Origin of the sequence: Methylomicrobium agile, from assembly GCF_000733855.1 — a bacterium.
GTDB classification, from domain to species: domain Bacteria; phylum Pseudomonadota; class Gammaproteobacteria; order Methylococcales; family Methylomonadaceae; genus Methylomicrobium; species Methylomicrobium agile.
Genome location: NZ_JPOJ01000001.1, coordinates 3,592,617 through 3,605,181, shown reverse-complemented (window position 1 = coordinate 3,605,181; position 12,565 = coordinate 3,592,617). Strand labels below are relative to the sequence as shown.

Here is a 12,565-nt window from a genome sequence, read left to right as displayed (position 1 = left end):
TTAGATAGCCAACTTGTCCAATTTACGCCGCCAACCGTAGACGCCATTGACCAACGCTCTCGATACCAGCACCGCGCTGAACATGGAGGTCAAAATACCGATGCACAGCACCAGCGCAAAACCGCGGATGGGGCCCGAGCCCAGCATGAACAACGCGATGCCGGCAATCAAGGTGGTGATATTGGAATCCAAAATGGTCGCGAACGCCCGTTCGTAACCGGCATAAATGGCGGCATGCGGCGTCATGCCGATTCTGAGCTCCTCGCGAATCCGTTCGTTGATCAGCACATTGGCGTCGATGGCCATGCCCACGGTCAGCGCGATCCCCGCCATGCCCGGCAGCGTCAGCGTGGCCTGCAGCAAGGATAGCACCGCCACCAACAACAATACGTTCACGCCCAAGGCGACGACGGAAAACACCCCGAACAGGCGGTAATAAACAATCATGAACAGAGTGATCGTCAGGAAACCGTAGACATTGGAGTTGATGCCCTTAGCGATATTTTCCTGGCCCAGGCTGGGACCAACCGTGCGTTCTTCGACGATGTCGACCGGCGCGGCCAGCGATCCCGCCCTGAGCAGCAACGCCAGATTGCGCGCCTCGCCCGCACCGTCGAGGCCGGTGGTCTGGAAGCGTTTGCTGAACACGCCCTGGATCGTCGCGACGCTGATCACTTTTTCGACTTTTTGTTTGGTACGGACTTTCTGGCCGTCGACCACTTTGGTATCGACCTTATATTCGATGAACACGACCGCCATCGGCTTGCCGACGTTGTCCTGCGTCACCTTGCCCATTTTCGAGGCGCCGGCGCCGTTCAGGGTGATAAACACCGCAGGGCGTCCGTCCTGGTCCATACCGGAAGACGCGTCGACGATCTGGTCGCCGGTCACGATAATACGGCGGTCGAGCAGGATCGGATTGCCGTTCTTCTCGTAATACAACCGGCTGCCGGCCGGCACATGGCCTTCGACCGCATTCTGCACGTCATGCTCGGTATCGACCAGGCGGTATTCCAGCGTGGCGGTCGTGCCCAGAATTTCCTTCGCGCGGGCGGTATCCTGCACGCCGGGCAACTGCACGACGATCCGGTTCTCGCCCTGCTGCTGGATCACGGGTTCCGCAACGCCCAGTTCATTGACCCGGTTACGCAATGTCGTAATGTTCTGGCCGACCGCGTTCTTTTTGATTTCGCGCACTTCTTTTTCGGACATTGCCAGCAGGATTTCATCCTGAGCCTCGGTATCCGTGATATCCAGCCCCGGAAAATCGCGCGCCAACAAACCCGCCGCAGCGGCGCGGTCATCCGCCGAATTCAATTTCACCTTGATCCGGACGCCTTCCTTACTGACCGCTTGATAACGTATTTTCGCTTCCCTGAGCGCCTGGCGCACATCGTCGTTATAACGGTCTTCGGCCTGTTTGACCGCCGCGTCCATATCCACTTCCATCAGGAAGTGCACGCCGCCGCGCAGATCGAGGCCGAGATACATCGCCTTGGCGCCCAAGGCGTCGAGCCAGGCCGGCGTCGCGGGCGCCAGATTCAGCGCAACCGTGTAATTGCCGCCCATCTGATCTCTCAGCAAATCCGCGACCTTGATCTGGTCGTCGGTATTGTTGAAGCGCGCGAGCACCCGGTCGTCCTTGTATTCGAACGCCTTGACCGCCGCACCGGCCGCCTTGATTGCGGACTCGATCTTATTGGCCTGCTCCAGGTCCAGTTTCTCCGAATGCTGCGGCGAAACCTGCACGGAAGGATCGTTGCCGTACAGGTTCGGCAGCGCGTAAATCGCCGAAACGAAGAATACGGCCAGGATTAAAATATTTTTCCAGAGCGGATAATGGTTTTGCATGCTGAATCATTCCAGTTATTGAATCGCCTCTTGCTGATCGAGAGAAACCGACGCGCCGGGACGCGCCCATATCAGGGCTTATGGGTGGAAATCTTTTTGGTAATCGCCTTATAAGTGCCCTTCGGCATGATGCTTTCAATACTTTGCCGCTGCACCTGAATGAACGTATTCTCGGAAACCTCGATCCTGACGAAATTCTCGTCCAGATCGACGACCTTGCCCAAAATACCGCCGGAAGTGACCACTTCGGCGCCTTTCTGCATTTTGGCGAGCATTTCTTTCTTTTCCTTGGCGCGCTTCGATTGCGGACGCAGGAACATGAAATAGAAGAACACCAGGATGGCCAGCGGAAACAGCATGCCTTCGATGCCGGGCGCCTGCTGCGCGGCCGGAGCGGCGGCCATCGCGTCGGAAATAAAGAAACTCATGATTTTCCTTGAAAAAATTATTATATTAATGGTAAATCGCCGTATTATGCCATATCCGGCGCGACTTTGCCTCGTTGGCGGTAAAATTCGTGAGCGAAACGATCGAAGTCCCGATTTTCGATCGCCTCGCGGATTTCGCGCATCAGGCTCAGGTAATAATAAAGGTTGTGGATCGTATTCAGCCTGGAACCCAGCATTTCGCCGCATTTGTCGAGATGGCGCAGATACGCGCGCGAATAGTTCCGGCAGGTGTAGCAGCCGCAGGCTTCGTCGAGCGGCCGGGTGTCGGCCTGATACCGGCTGTTGCGGATCTTGACCACGCCGAAACGGGTAAACAGATGGCCGTTCCGCGCATTGCGGGTCGGCATCACGCAATCGAACATGTCGACACCCCGCCGGACCGCTTCGACCAGATCTTCGGGGGTGCCGACGCCCATCAGGTAACGCGGCTTGTCGGCCGGCATCTGCGGCGCGATAAAATCCAGCGCCGCCAGCATTTCTTCCTTCGGCTCGCCGACCGACAGGCCGCCGATCGCATAGCCGTCGAAACCGATATCGACCAACCCGGCCAGCGATTCGCGGCGCAGATGCTCGTACATGCCGCCCTGCACGATCCCGAACAAGGCGGACGGATTGCCGCCGTGCGCCTTCTTGCTGCGTTCGGCCCAGCGCAGCGACAACCGCATCGAATCGGCCGCCTGCTGCACGGTCGCCGGGTACGGCGTGCATTCGTCGAAGATCATCACGATATCGGAACCCAGGCCCATCTGCACCTGCATCGACTCTTCCGGCCCCATGAAAATCCTACTGCCGTCGACCGGCGAACGAAACGTCACGCCCTGCTCGGTGATCTTGCGCAACGCGCCGAGGCTAAATACTTGAAAGCCGCCGGAATCGGTCAGGATCGGCCTGTCCCAGCGCATGAATTCGTGCAGGCTGCCGTGCGCCCTGATCACGTCCATGCCGGGCCGAAGCATCAGATGAAAGGTATTGCCGAGAATGATCTGCGCGCCGATACCGACCAGATCTTCCGGAGTGAGCGATTTGACGGCGCCGTAGGTACCGACCGGCATGAAGATCGGCGTTTCGACCGTGCCGCGCGCAAAAGTCAATTGACCGCGGCGGGCCGCGCCGTCGGTAGCGATTAAATTGAATTCCATGAAAAAAGACGGGTGCGAATGAATAGCGGGGATTCCCCGATAAAGAAAACGCGCCAGTATATCGGAATTCGCTCCATTCTTAATGAGGAATCAGCGAATTCCGCACCCCCTTTAGACGCGACAGAGTTTGCAACCCCGTCCTTAACCCTTTGTCGATGCCGAGATCGGATACAGGCGTAGAAGCTCTTGTAGGGTGGATTCGCCGTCAGGCAATCCACCATCGCTTTGAAGTCTGTTGGCGTTTTGCTATCGCGAAAACGCCCCACGGTTGTTGACCTGGATAACAGTATCTATGTTTACGATTGCAGAAACGGAAGCGTAGCGCGCAGGAATTGCGGCGGCCCGAAGCTAGCGCACAAAATTAGTCGAAACGACAAAACCCAATTGTCGTGGAAATGTGCTGTCACGATTTTAAATTCGGGCAGAGCATGACTTTTGGGGGAAGAATATGCAATAATCACGTCCTTTAAAAGCAAGCCGAAAGGATGCGCCGAATCCGGCGACCTTGTCTTTTACGAAATTCGAAGAATTTTTACGGTGACGGCGTTCGCGCCAGTCCGCGCTGCAGTGCCGCAGAACAGTCATATTCCTGCTCGAAGATTCCCTAATTCAGTGCCCGAATCATTTTTGCATCAAATCATCGCGATCGCCAAAGCCGCCGGTCAAGGCATTATGGCCGTCTACAACCAGCCGGGCGGCGAAATCGTACTGAAAGCCGACCAGTCGCCGCTGACCGAAGCCGACCTGATTTCGAACCGGATCATTGTCGACGGATTGGCGCGGCTGACGCCCGATATCCCGGTGCTTTCCGAGGAGTCCGCGGAGATTCCGTATCGACAGCGCGCCGCCTGGCAGCGTTTCTGGCTGGTCGATCCGCTCGACGGCACCAAGGAATTCATTAAGCGCAACGGTGAATTTACCGTCAATATCGCCCTGGTCGAACAGGGCCGGCCGGTGCTCGGCGTCGTGCATGCGCCCGCGCTGGACGTATGTTATGCGGGCGCCGCCGGCACGGGCGCATTTGTCGAACGCGGACAGCGTCGGGCCGAACCCATTCAGGTCGCCCCCCGCGACGCGCAAGACGTCCTGAAAGTCGTCGCCAGCCGTTCGCACCGCGACGCCCGCACGACCGCCCTGCTCGACCATTTGGGACCGCACGAATGCCTCACGATGGGCAGTTCGTTGAAGTTCTGCCTGGTTGCCGAAGGCAGCGCGCATTTCTACCCGCGCCTGGGTCCGACGATGGAGTGGGACACCGCCGCCGCGCACGCGGTGGTCGAGGCGGCCAGCGGGAAAGTTTGCGATCTGTCCGGCACGACCCTGCGCTACAACAAGGCCGATTTGCACAATCCGGAGTTTTTCGTATTGGGCAAGGCCAACCATGCCCTTCTCAGCGCCGTACAAGACTGCCTATGAACGAATCCCGCAAACCGCAAACTTCAACCGATGTCGTCTGGCATCACGCCACCGTCACCCGCGCCCGCCGCGAACGACTCAACGGCCACCGCGGCGCGATCGTCTGGTTTACCGGCCTGTCCGGCGCCGGCAAATCGACCCTGGCCCATGCGGTCGAGGAAGAACTGCATCGGATGGGCTGCCGGACCTTCGTGCTGGACGGCGACAACGTCCGCCACGGCCTCTGCGGCGACCTGGGCTTTTCCGCGAAAGACCGGGAAGAAAATATCCGCCGGGTCGGCGAAGTGGCGAAACTGTTCATGGAGGCCGGCGTGATCGTGCTGACCGCGTTCATCTCGCCGTACAAAGCCGACCGCGCCCGCGTGCGCAGCATGGTCGAACATGGCGGTTTCATGGAAATCTTTTGCGACAGTCCGGTAGAAATCTGCGAATCGAGAGACGTCAAAGGGCTTTACAAAAAAGCCCGCGCCGGCCAGATTGCGGAATTTACCGGCATTTCCTCCCCTTACGAAACCCCGGAAAACCCCGAACTCACCGTCAACACCGGAAAACTCGATCTGGAGGCTTCGGTGCGGCAGGTGATCGAAGCGATGCAGCACCGAAGCCTGATTGCCGGGCATTGATTTTTTCGGCCATTCCAACTGTAAAGTTTACGATGCAAACGATCGCCTATCGTCCGGACATCGACGGCCTGCGCGCCATCGCCGTTCTTTCCGTAGTCGCTTATCACCTTGACATCGCCCCTTTCAGCGGTGGATACGTCGGCGTCGATATGTTTTTCGTGATATCGGGTTACCTCATCACGCGCATCGTTTATCCCGACATCCGCCGCCGGTCTTTTTCGTGGCTCGGCTTTTACGAAAGAAGGATTCGCCGGCTGTTTCCCGCGCTGTTTACGGTTTTTTTATTTTCCCTGGCAATCCCTTATTTCCTTTTCCTGCCCAAGGATTTCCAGTCCGTCTTCCAAAGCCTGGTCGCCGCCACCCTGTTCGCGTCGAACCTGTTATTCTGGAAAACCGCCGGCTATTTCGATTCGACTGCGGAATTGAAGCCTTTGCTGCATACCTGGTCCTTATCGATCGAAGAACAGTTTTACCTGTTGTACCCTTTCCTACTGGTTCTCGTCGGCCGGCTTTCGTTGCAGTGGACCTTCGCCGTTTTATCCGGCGTCGCTTGTTTCTCCTTGTTCCTGAGCGAATTTTATCTGCACGGGCAATCGCCTTCCGTTTTTTATTTGCCCCACTTTCGCGCCTGGGAACTCCTGATCGGCACTTTGCCAGCCATCGGCCTTTTACCTCCCGTCCGCTCGCGGTCTGCCAGGGAAGCGCTGTCGTATCTCGGTTTCGGCGCCATCGTCTACGGCATCTTCGCCTTCGACGATCAAACCCTCTTTCCCGGCGCGAAGGCGCTGTTTCCCTGCCTCGGAACCGCCCTGGCCATTCATGCCGACGCCCGGCAACGCACTTTTGTCGGACGCTTGCTGGGCTGCAAACCGTTGCTGGCCGTCGGACTGATTTCCTATTCCCTGTACCTATGGCATTGGCCTCTGATCGTTTTTGCGAAATATTATGCGATCAGGCCGCTCGCCGGTTATGAAAAGCTCGCGCTATTGGGCGTTTCCTGCCTGGCGGCCGCTTTATCGTGGCAATACATCGAAAGGCCGTTTCGCGGGAAAAACGGCCTCCTGTCGAAAAAATGGCTATTCGGCGGCGCCGGCCTCGCCATGTCGAGTTTCGTTTCCGTCGGCCTGGCCGGACATATCAAACAAGGCTTTCCGGACCGGCTTCCCGAGGAGCCGGTAAAACTGGCCAAAGCTTCGTTCAAATTGCAGCAACTGCAAGGCGACTGCATCGATCTGCCCCAGGACAGGATCGACAACGGACAAGCCTGCCGACTGGGCCGGGCGTCTTCCGAGCGGCTCGATTTCATCGTTTGGGGCGATTCGCACGCCTTCTCGATGGCGGAATCCCTCCATCTCTCCGCCGAACGGAACGGTGCGGCGGGCCTGTTATATGCGCATACCAGCTGTCCGCCCTTGCTGGACGTCGAACGTTTCAACGCCTACGAGCAGGGTTGCCGCAAGTTCAACGATTCGGTCAAGCGCTGGCTGCAACAAAACCGGCATATCGGAACCGTTTTTCTGGTCGCGCGCTGGGCAATCTCGGCGGAAGGCACCCGCTACGGAGCCGAACAGGGCCGGCCGGTGATCATTTCCCCGAAAGGGATCCAGGACAACCCGGAGGCTTTAAAAGCCGGTTTGGAAAGAACTTTGCAGTTTTTAACCGACGAAGGATTCCGGACGGTTTTCGTGAGCCAGGTTCCCGAAATCGGCTGGAACGTTCCTTCGACACTGGCGCGGGAGACCTTATTCGGGCATCGCGCCTCCCATGAGGTTCCCACGGCCGGGGATTACCGGGAACGCCAGCGCACCATGACCCGAATTATAAACGAACTGAGCGTACACTATCCGGTCGAAATCGCCGATGTCGCTTCGGTACTCTGCGCCTCGTCGCAGTGCCTGATAGAACGGGACGGACATTCCTTGTACAAGGATGACGATCACTTGAGCGTCTACGGTGCCGCGACCCTGTCCGGGCTCTTCAACGACTTTTTCCGGAGCGACAGCCTCCGCACAGCAAGATGAAAACGATCACTACGGTACAGGATTTGGCCATCAACGGAGCCGGGCCGGCTTTCGACCTCCCCTTGCACGTCGGCCGGCCGAACATAGGCAGCCGGGACGCCTTCATGAAATACGCGGACGACATCTTCGAGCGCTGCTGGCTGAGCAATAACGGCCCGCTGGTCCAGGAATTCGAACGGCGCGTCGCCGACTACCATCGCGTCAAGCACTGCGTGGCGATGTGCAACGGCACCATTGCCCTGGAAATCGCGATACGCGCCCTGGGACTCAGCGGCGAAGTGATCGTGCCCTCCTATACTTTTATCGCCACCGCTCACGCCCTGCACTGGCAGGCGATCACGCCGGTTTTCGCCGATATCGGCGAACGGACCCACACCCTGGATCCCGAAGCGGTACGGCGCATGATCACCCCGCGCACGAGCGGCATCATCGGCGTTCATCTCTGGGGCCGCAGCGCGGCCGTCGAAGCCTTGCAGGCTATTGCCGACGAATTCGGCCTGAAACTGCTGTTCGACGCCGCCCATGCGTTCGCCTGTTCGCACCGGGGCGCCATGATCGGCAATTTCGGCGACTGCGAAGTCTTCAGTTTTCACGCCACCAAGTTTTTCAACACCTTCGAAGGCGGCGCCGTGGTCACCAACGACGACGCGCTGGCCGAAGCGATGCGCCTGATGCGCAATTTCGGTTTTTCGGGCCTCGACAACGTGATCTATCCCGGCACGAACGGCAAAATGGTCGAAATCGCCGCCGCGATGGGCCTGGTCAATTTCGACGCCATTGACGCCGTCGTCGAGGCCAACCGGCGCAATTACTGCGCCTACCGAAAGGAACTGGCCGATTTGCCGGGCATCAGCCTGCTGCCCTTCGACGAAACGGAACGCAACAATTACCAGTACGTGGTGATCGAGATCGGCGCGGACTGCCCCGTCGGCCGCGACCGGATGATCGAAGCACTGTGCGCCGAAAACATTCTGGCGCGCAAATATTTCTGGCCCGGCTGCCATAACATGCAGCCGTACCGCGCTTTATATCCCCATGCCGGCCTGCTGTTGGCGAATACCCGGCAGGTGGCGGACCGGGTCGTGGTGCTGCCGACCGGAACGAGCGTGGATGAAGCGACGATCCGAACGGTGGCCTCGGTGATTCGCGTTCTGATCGCGGCCGGCGATGCCTGATGCCGTACTGTAACCTGAATCGCAATCCCTGCGGAGAACGTCCGTTCGCCCTTTAGCCATCCAGCGTTAAGATGAAAAAACTGAAAATCCTGGTTTTTCCGTGCGGCTCCGAAATCGGACTGGAACTGTACCGGTCGCTCCGCTTCGCCAAGGAAGTCGAACTCTACGGCGGCAGCAGCGTCCCCGATCACGGCAGGTTCGTTTATGAGCGGCATATCGGCGACCTCCCTTTTGTGGAAGATCCCGACTTTATCGGCCGACTCAACCGGTTGATCGAGGAACTGGGCATCGATTACGTGATTCCCGCGCACGACAGTGTGCTGCTGCGTCTGGCCGAAGCCCGGCATGAAGGCGGGCTGGCCTGCCCGGTCATCACCTCGCCGGTGGAAACCTGCCGGATAGCGCGTTCGAAAAAACGCACCATGGAAGTGTTTGAAGGCGTCGTGACCACGCCCCGCGTGTACGGCAGCCTTTCCGAAGTCACGGAATATCCGGTATTCCTGAAACCCGACGTAGGGCAAGGCTCCAAAGGCACCGTTCCGGCCTATTCCAAAGAAGAAGCGGAGTTCCATCTGGCTTCCCAGCCCGATCTTCTGATCCTGGAATACCTGCCGGGCGAAGAATATACCGTCGACTGCTATACCGACAAAACCGGGGAGTTGATTTTCCAGGGCGCCCGGCAGCGGCAGCGTATCTCCAACGGCATCAGCGTCAACACGAAGCCGTTCGGCTCCGAAGAAATCGCGGAGATCGCAGCAAAAATCAACGCGCGCCTTCCCTTTGCCGGCATGTGGTTTTTTCAGGTGAAACGATCGAAAGCCGGCGCTCTGGCCTTGATGGAAATCGCGCCCCGCCTGGCCGGCACCATGGGCATGCACCGGAATCTGGGCGTGAATTTCGCGTTGATGAACATTTACGAGCTGGAGGGCTATCGGGTTTCCGCCTTACCCAACCCCTTCGGCATCGAAATGGACAGGGCCCTGCATTCCCGCTTCAAGCTGGATATCCGCTTCGATCATGTCTATGTCGACTTCGACGATTGCTTGCTGATCGACGGCAAAATCAACACCTGCCTGATCGGCTTTCTGTTCCAGTGCCTCAACGAAGGCGTGCAAGTCCACCTGCTCACCCGCCATGCCCGCCACATCCACGAAACGCTGGCAAAACACCGGATCGAGCGCCTGTTCGACTCGGTAGTCCATTTACGGAACGGAGAAAAGAAATCGTCGTTCATCAAGCACAAAGCGGCGATTTTCATCGACGATTCGTTCTCCGAAAGGGCCGAAGTGAGTTCATCCTGTAAAATTCCCGTATTCGCACCCGATGCGGTCGAATCCCTGCTCAAATAGTCCGGATCATCATGGCGCTTAAAAACGACGACAAATCACTGTTCCTCAACCAGCTCGGCCAGCGCAGGCCGCAATTCAGGAGAAACGAGGATCTCGAACGGCTTCTGGAAGAACTCGCCGGCTATCTCGGGCCGATCGAAGGCGAAATCGAAAAAAATTTCGGCCGCCCCGCGATGCCGCCGCTTTTTCTGGTCGGCAATCCGCGCAGCGGGACCAGCGTGTTCATGCAGTTTCTCGCGTTGAGCGGCGCTTTTTCGATTCCGACCAACCTGTTGTCGCGTTTTTACTATGCGCCGTTTCTCGGCGCCAAGATTCAGGAATTGCTGACGAATCCCGAGTACGATTACAAAAAGGAATTAACGGCCGAAAACAGCGGCGCAGGATTGGCTTCTGATATCGGAAAGACCCAAGGCAGCCTGGCGCCCAGCGAGTTTTTCCATTTCTGGCGGCGTTTTCTGCCGAGATACGATCCCGAATATCTGGACGAAGGCGACTGTGAAAAAATCGACATGGCGGGCCTGCAGAAAGGGATCGCCGCGATCGAAAGCGTATTCGCCAGGCCTTTTGCGGCAAAAGCGATTATCGTTCAGTATAATCTGGATGTCCTTTTCTCGGGATTTCCGAACGGCCTGCTCGTCCATATCCGGCGCGACCCGGTCTATGTGATGCAGTCGATTTTGCAGGCCCGGGAAAGATTCTACGGCAACCGCGGCTTGTGGTGGTCGGTAAAGCCCAAAGAGTACGCACAGTTGAAAGACATGGATTTTTATCACCAGATTGCCGGTCAGGTCTATTACACCGAACGCGCGCTGGCCGAGCAAATGCTGAAAATTCCCGAGCCGAATAAATTGATTATCGACTATGAGGCTTTCTGTGCCGACCCGCCGTCGGTCGCCCGCGCGATCAATGAAAAGTATGCCGGCCTCGGGTTCGGGCTGAACATGCCGATCGACCGGATCGAGGCACTGGAGCCCAAAAACACGGTCAGGATCGAAGCCGAGGCTATCCGGCAGCTGGAAAAGGCCTATGCCGCCTTCGAATCGCTGCATTCGGCGGAATAAGGGGAAGAAGACAACAGCGGAACCGGAAACGTGATGCCTTCATTACAAAACAACGTTTCGAAAGGCATACTGTGGAGTGCCGTGGACGTCTCGCTGCGGCAGGGTTCGCAGTTCGCCGTGCTGATCGTCATGGCGCGCATTTTGTCGCCCGAAGATTTCGGCGTGATGGCCTTGCTCGCCCTGTTTGCCGGGTTGGCCAATGTCTTTGTCGACGGCGGCTTCGGCTCGGCGCTGATCCAAAGGCAGAACGTGACGCGCACGGACGAGTCGACCGTCTTTTTTTTCAACCTGGCGATGGGCTTTTCGGCGCTCGTGGCGCTGTGCGTCCTGGCGCCCTATCTGGCGAGGCTGTTCGACAAGCCGATCCTGCGCCCGCTCACTTACGCGATGGCGGCCAATGTCTTCATCGGCGCTTTCGGGGCGATCCATACGACGCTTTTGACCAAAGAACTGAACCTCAAGCTGATCGCCCGAATCGGCGGCATCGCATCCGCCGTTTCCGGCGCACTGGCCATCGGCCTGGCGCTCGAAGGCTTCGGCCCCTGGAGCCTGGCCTTGCAGGTCGTGGCGGCCAATGCCGTATCGACGCTGCTGTTATGGCACTGGCATGCCTGGCGGCCGCTGTGGACGTTCAGTTTCAGCTCCCTGCGCTCGTATTTCCGGTTCGGCGGGTATTTGCTGATCGTCGCGCTCGCCGACCTGCTCCATACCCATCTTTACTCGCTGCTGATCGGCAAGTTTTACCAGGTCCGCGAAGTCGGTTTTTACGACCGCGCGCAGAAAACGCAGTCCCTGCCCGTCAATTTCATCATGCTGGTGATCAACCGGGTGGCCTTTTCCGCTTTCTCGACGCTGGCGGAAGACAGAGAACGGCTGTCCCGCGCCTTCCGCAAGGCGCAGCGCCTGGTCCTGTTTGTCAATACGCCGCTTTCGATCCTGACGATCGTCCTGGCCGAACCGATCGTGCTGGCGCTGTTCGGCGAAAAATGGCTGCCCAGCGCGCCGCTCCTGCAGGTGCTCGGCATTGCCGGCCTGCTGTGGCCGATGCACATTCTGAATACCAACGTGCTGAAGGCGCAAGGCCGATCCGATCTGTTTTTCAACATCATGCTGGTAAAAAAATCGGTCGCCATCGGCTTGACGGTATGGGGCAGTTTTTACGGGATCATCGCGATTGCCTGGGCGCAGGTGGCCGCTTCGGTATTCGCCTTGGCGGTCAACGCCTATTACAGCAAGATCTTTCTGAATTACGGCGTTTTCAGGCAATTGCAGGACCTACTTCCCAGCCTGACCGCCGGCGCCTTGGCGGGCGCGGCGGCATGGCTGCAATCCCAACACTCCGGTTTTTCCTGCTACGCCGACTTGGCGCTGGGCACCTTTCTGGCCGGCCTGGTTTACCTATTGCTGGCCCGTTTGCTGGACGTCAACACATTGACGGAATTCACCGGCCTGTTCAAAAAACGCAGCCTACAACACTGACA

Annotated in this window: 10 protein-coding genes; 7 read left to right on the top strand and 3 right to left on the bottom strand. The window is 58.1% G+C overall.

The genetic code is table 11. The annotated features are described in order from the left end of the window. The 3 genes from secD to tgt all read right to left on the bottom strand — a co-directional run bounded on the left by secD (position 1) and on the right by tgt (position 3,439). Positions 1-1,851, bottom strand: a complete 1,851-nt coding sequence (gene secD, locus CC94_RS0116840; RefSeq protein WP_005371755.1) for a protein translocase subunit SecD — start codon at positions 1,849-1,851, stop codon at positions 1-3. Positions 1,852-1,922: 71 nt separating this feature from the next. Further along, positions 1,923-2,279, bottom strand: coding sequence for a preprotein translocase subunit YajC (gene yajC / locus CC94_RS0116835; protein ID WP_005371754.1), 357 nt, complete (start codon positions 2,277-2,279; stop codon positions 1,923-1,925). A gap of 44 nt (positions 2,280-2,323) precedes the next feature. After that, positions 2,324-3,439 carry a tRNA guanosine(34) transglycosylase Tgt gene (gene tgt, locus CC94_RS0116830; protein ID WP_005371753.1) on the bottom strand — a complete coding sequence of 372 codons (1,116 nt, stop codon included), beginning with the start codon at positions 3,437-3,439 and terminating at the stop codon, positions 2,324-2,326. Between the two features lie 627 nt (positions 3,440-4,066). Between tgt and cysQ the strand changes: the two genes are divergently transcribed. The 7 genes from cysQ (at position 4,067) to CC94_RS0116795 (ending at position 12,563) form a co-directional block, all read left to right on the top strand. Further along, positions 4,067-4,855 carry a 3'(2'),5'-bisphosphate nucleotidase CysQ gene (gene cysQ, locus CC94_RS0116825; RefSeq protein ID WP_245549503.1) on the top strand — a complete coding sequence of 263 codons (789 nt, stop codon included), beginning with the start codon at positions 4,067-4,069 and terminating at the stop codon, positions 4,853-4,855. Continuing rightward, positions 4,852-5,478, top strand: a complete 627-nt coding sequence (gene cysC / locus CC94_RS0116820) for an adenylyl-sulfate kinase (protein WP_005371751.1) — start codon at positions 4,852-4,854, stop codon at positions 5,476-5,478. The genes cysQ and cysC overlap by 4 nt, the downstream gene beginning before the upstream one ends. Before the next feature lie 32 nt (positions 5,479-5,510). Further along, positions 5,511-7,499, top strand: coding sequence for an acyltransferase family protein (locus CC94_RS0116815; protein ID WP_005371750.1), 1,989 nt, complete (start codon positions 5,511-5,513; stop codon positions 7,497-7,499). Further along, positions 7,496-8,674 carry a DegT/DnrJ/EryC1/StrS family aminotransferase gene (locus CC94_RS0116810; RefSeq protein WP_005371749.1) on the top strand — a complete coding sequence of 393 codons (1,179 nt, stop codon included), beginning with the start codon at positions 7,496-7,498 and terminating at the stop codon, positions 8,672-8,674. Before CC94_RS0116815 ends, CC94_RS0116810 begins: the two co-directional genes overlap by 4 nt. 71 nt (positions 8,675-8,745) lie before the next feature. After that, entirely contained in the window at positions 8,746-10,023 is a 1,278-nt protein-coding gene (locus CC94_RS0116805) for an ATP-grasp domain-containing protein (protein WP_005371748.1), read from the top strand. Between the two features lie 11 nt (positions 10,024-10,034). Continuing rightward, positions 10,035-11,084 carry a sulfotransferase gene (locus tag CC94_RS0116800; protein ID WP_005371746.1) on the top strand — a complete coding sequence of 350 codons (1,050 nt, stop codon included), beginning with the start codon at positions 10,035-10,037 and terminating at the stop codon, positions 11,082-11,084. Between the two features lie 33 nt (positions 11,085-11,117). Next, positions 11,118-12,563, top strand: coding sequence for a lipopolysaccharide biosynthesis protein (locus CC94_RS0116795; protein WP_005371744.1), 1,446 nt, complete (start codon positions 11,118-11,120; stop codon positions 12,561-12,563). The last annotated feature ends 2 nt before the right edge of the window (positions 12,564-12,565 follow it).

What these genes read in the sequence shown, in the direction of transcription:
- secD (WP_005371755.1), bottom strand. Translation starts at nt 1,851, where the DNA reads ATGCAAAACCATTATCCGCTCTGGAAAAATATTTTAATCCTGGCCGTA.
- yajC (WP_005371754.1), bottom strand. Translation starts at nt 2,279, where the DNA reads ATGAGTTTCTTTATTTCCGACGCGATGGCCGCCGCTCCGGCCGCGCAG.
- tgt (WP_005371753.1), bottom strand. Translation starts at nt 3,439, where the DNA reads ATGGAATTCAATTTAATCGCTACCGACGGCGCGGCCCGCCGCGGTCAA.
- cysC (WP_005371751.1), top strand. Translation starts at nt 4,852, where the DNA reads ATGAACGAATCCCGCAAACCGCAAACTTCAACCGATGTCGTCTGGCAT.
- CC94_RS0116815 (WP_005371750.1), top strand. Translation starts at nt 5,511, where the DNA reads ATGCAAACGATCGCCTATCGTCCGGACATCGACGGCCTGCGCGCCATC.
- CC94_RS0116810 (WP_005371749.1), top strand. Translation starts at nt 7,496, where the DNA reads ATGAAAACGATCACTACGGTACAGGATTTGGCCATCAACGGAGCCGGG.
- CC94_RS0116805 (WP_005371748.1), top strand. Translation starts at nt 8,746, where the DNA reads ATGAAAAAACTGAAAATCCTGGTTTTTCCGTGCGGCTCCGAAATCGGA.
- CC94_RS0116800 (WP_005371746.1), top strand. Translation starts at nt 10,035, where the DNA reads ATGGCGCTTAAAAACGACGACAAATCACTGTTCCTCAACCAGCTCGGC.
- CC94_RS0116795 (WP_005371744.1), top strand. Translation starts at nt 11,118, where the DNA reads ATGCCTTCATTACAAAACAACGTTTCGAAAGGCATACTGTGGAGTGCC.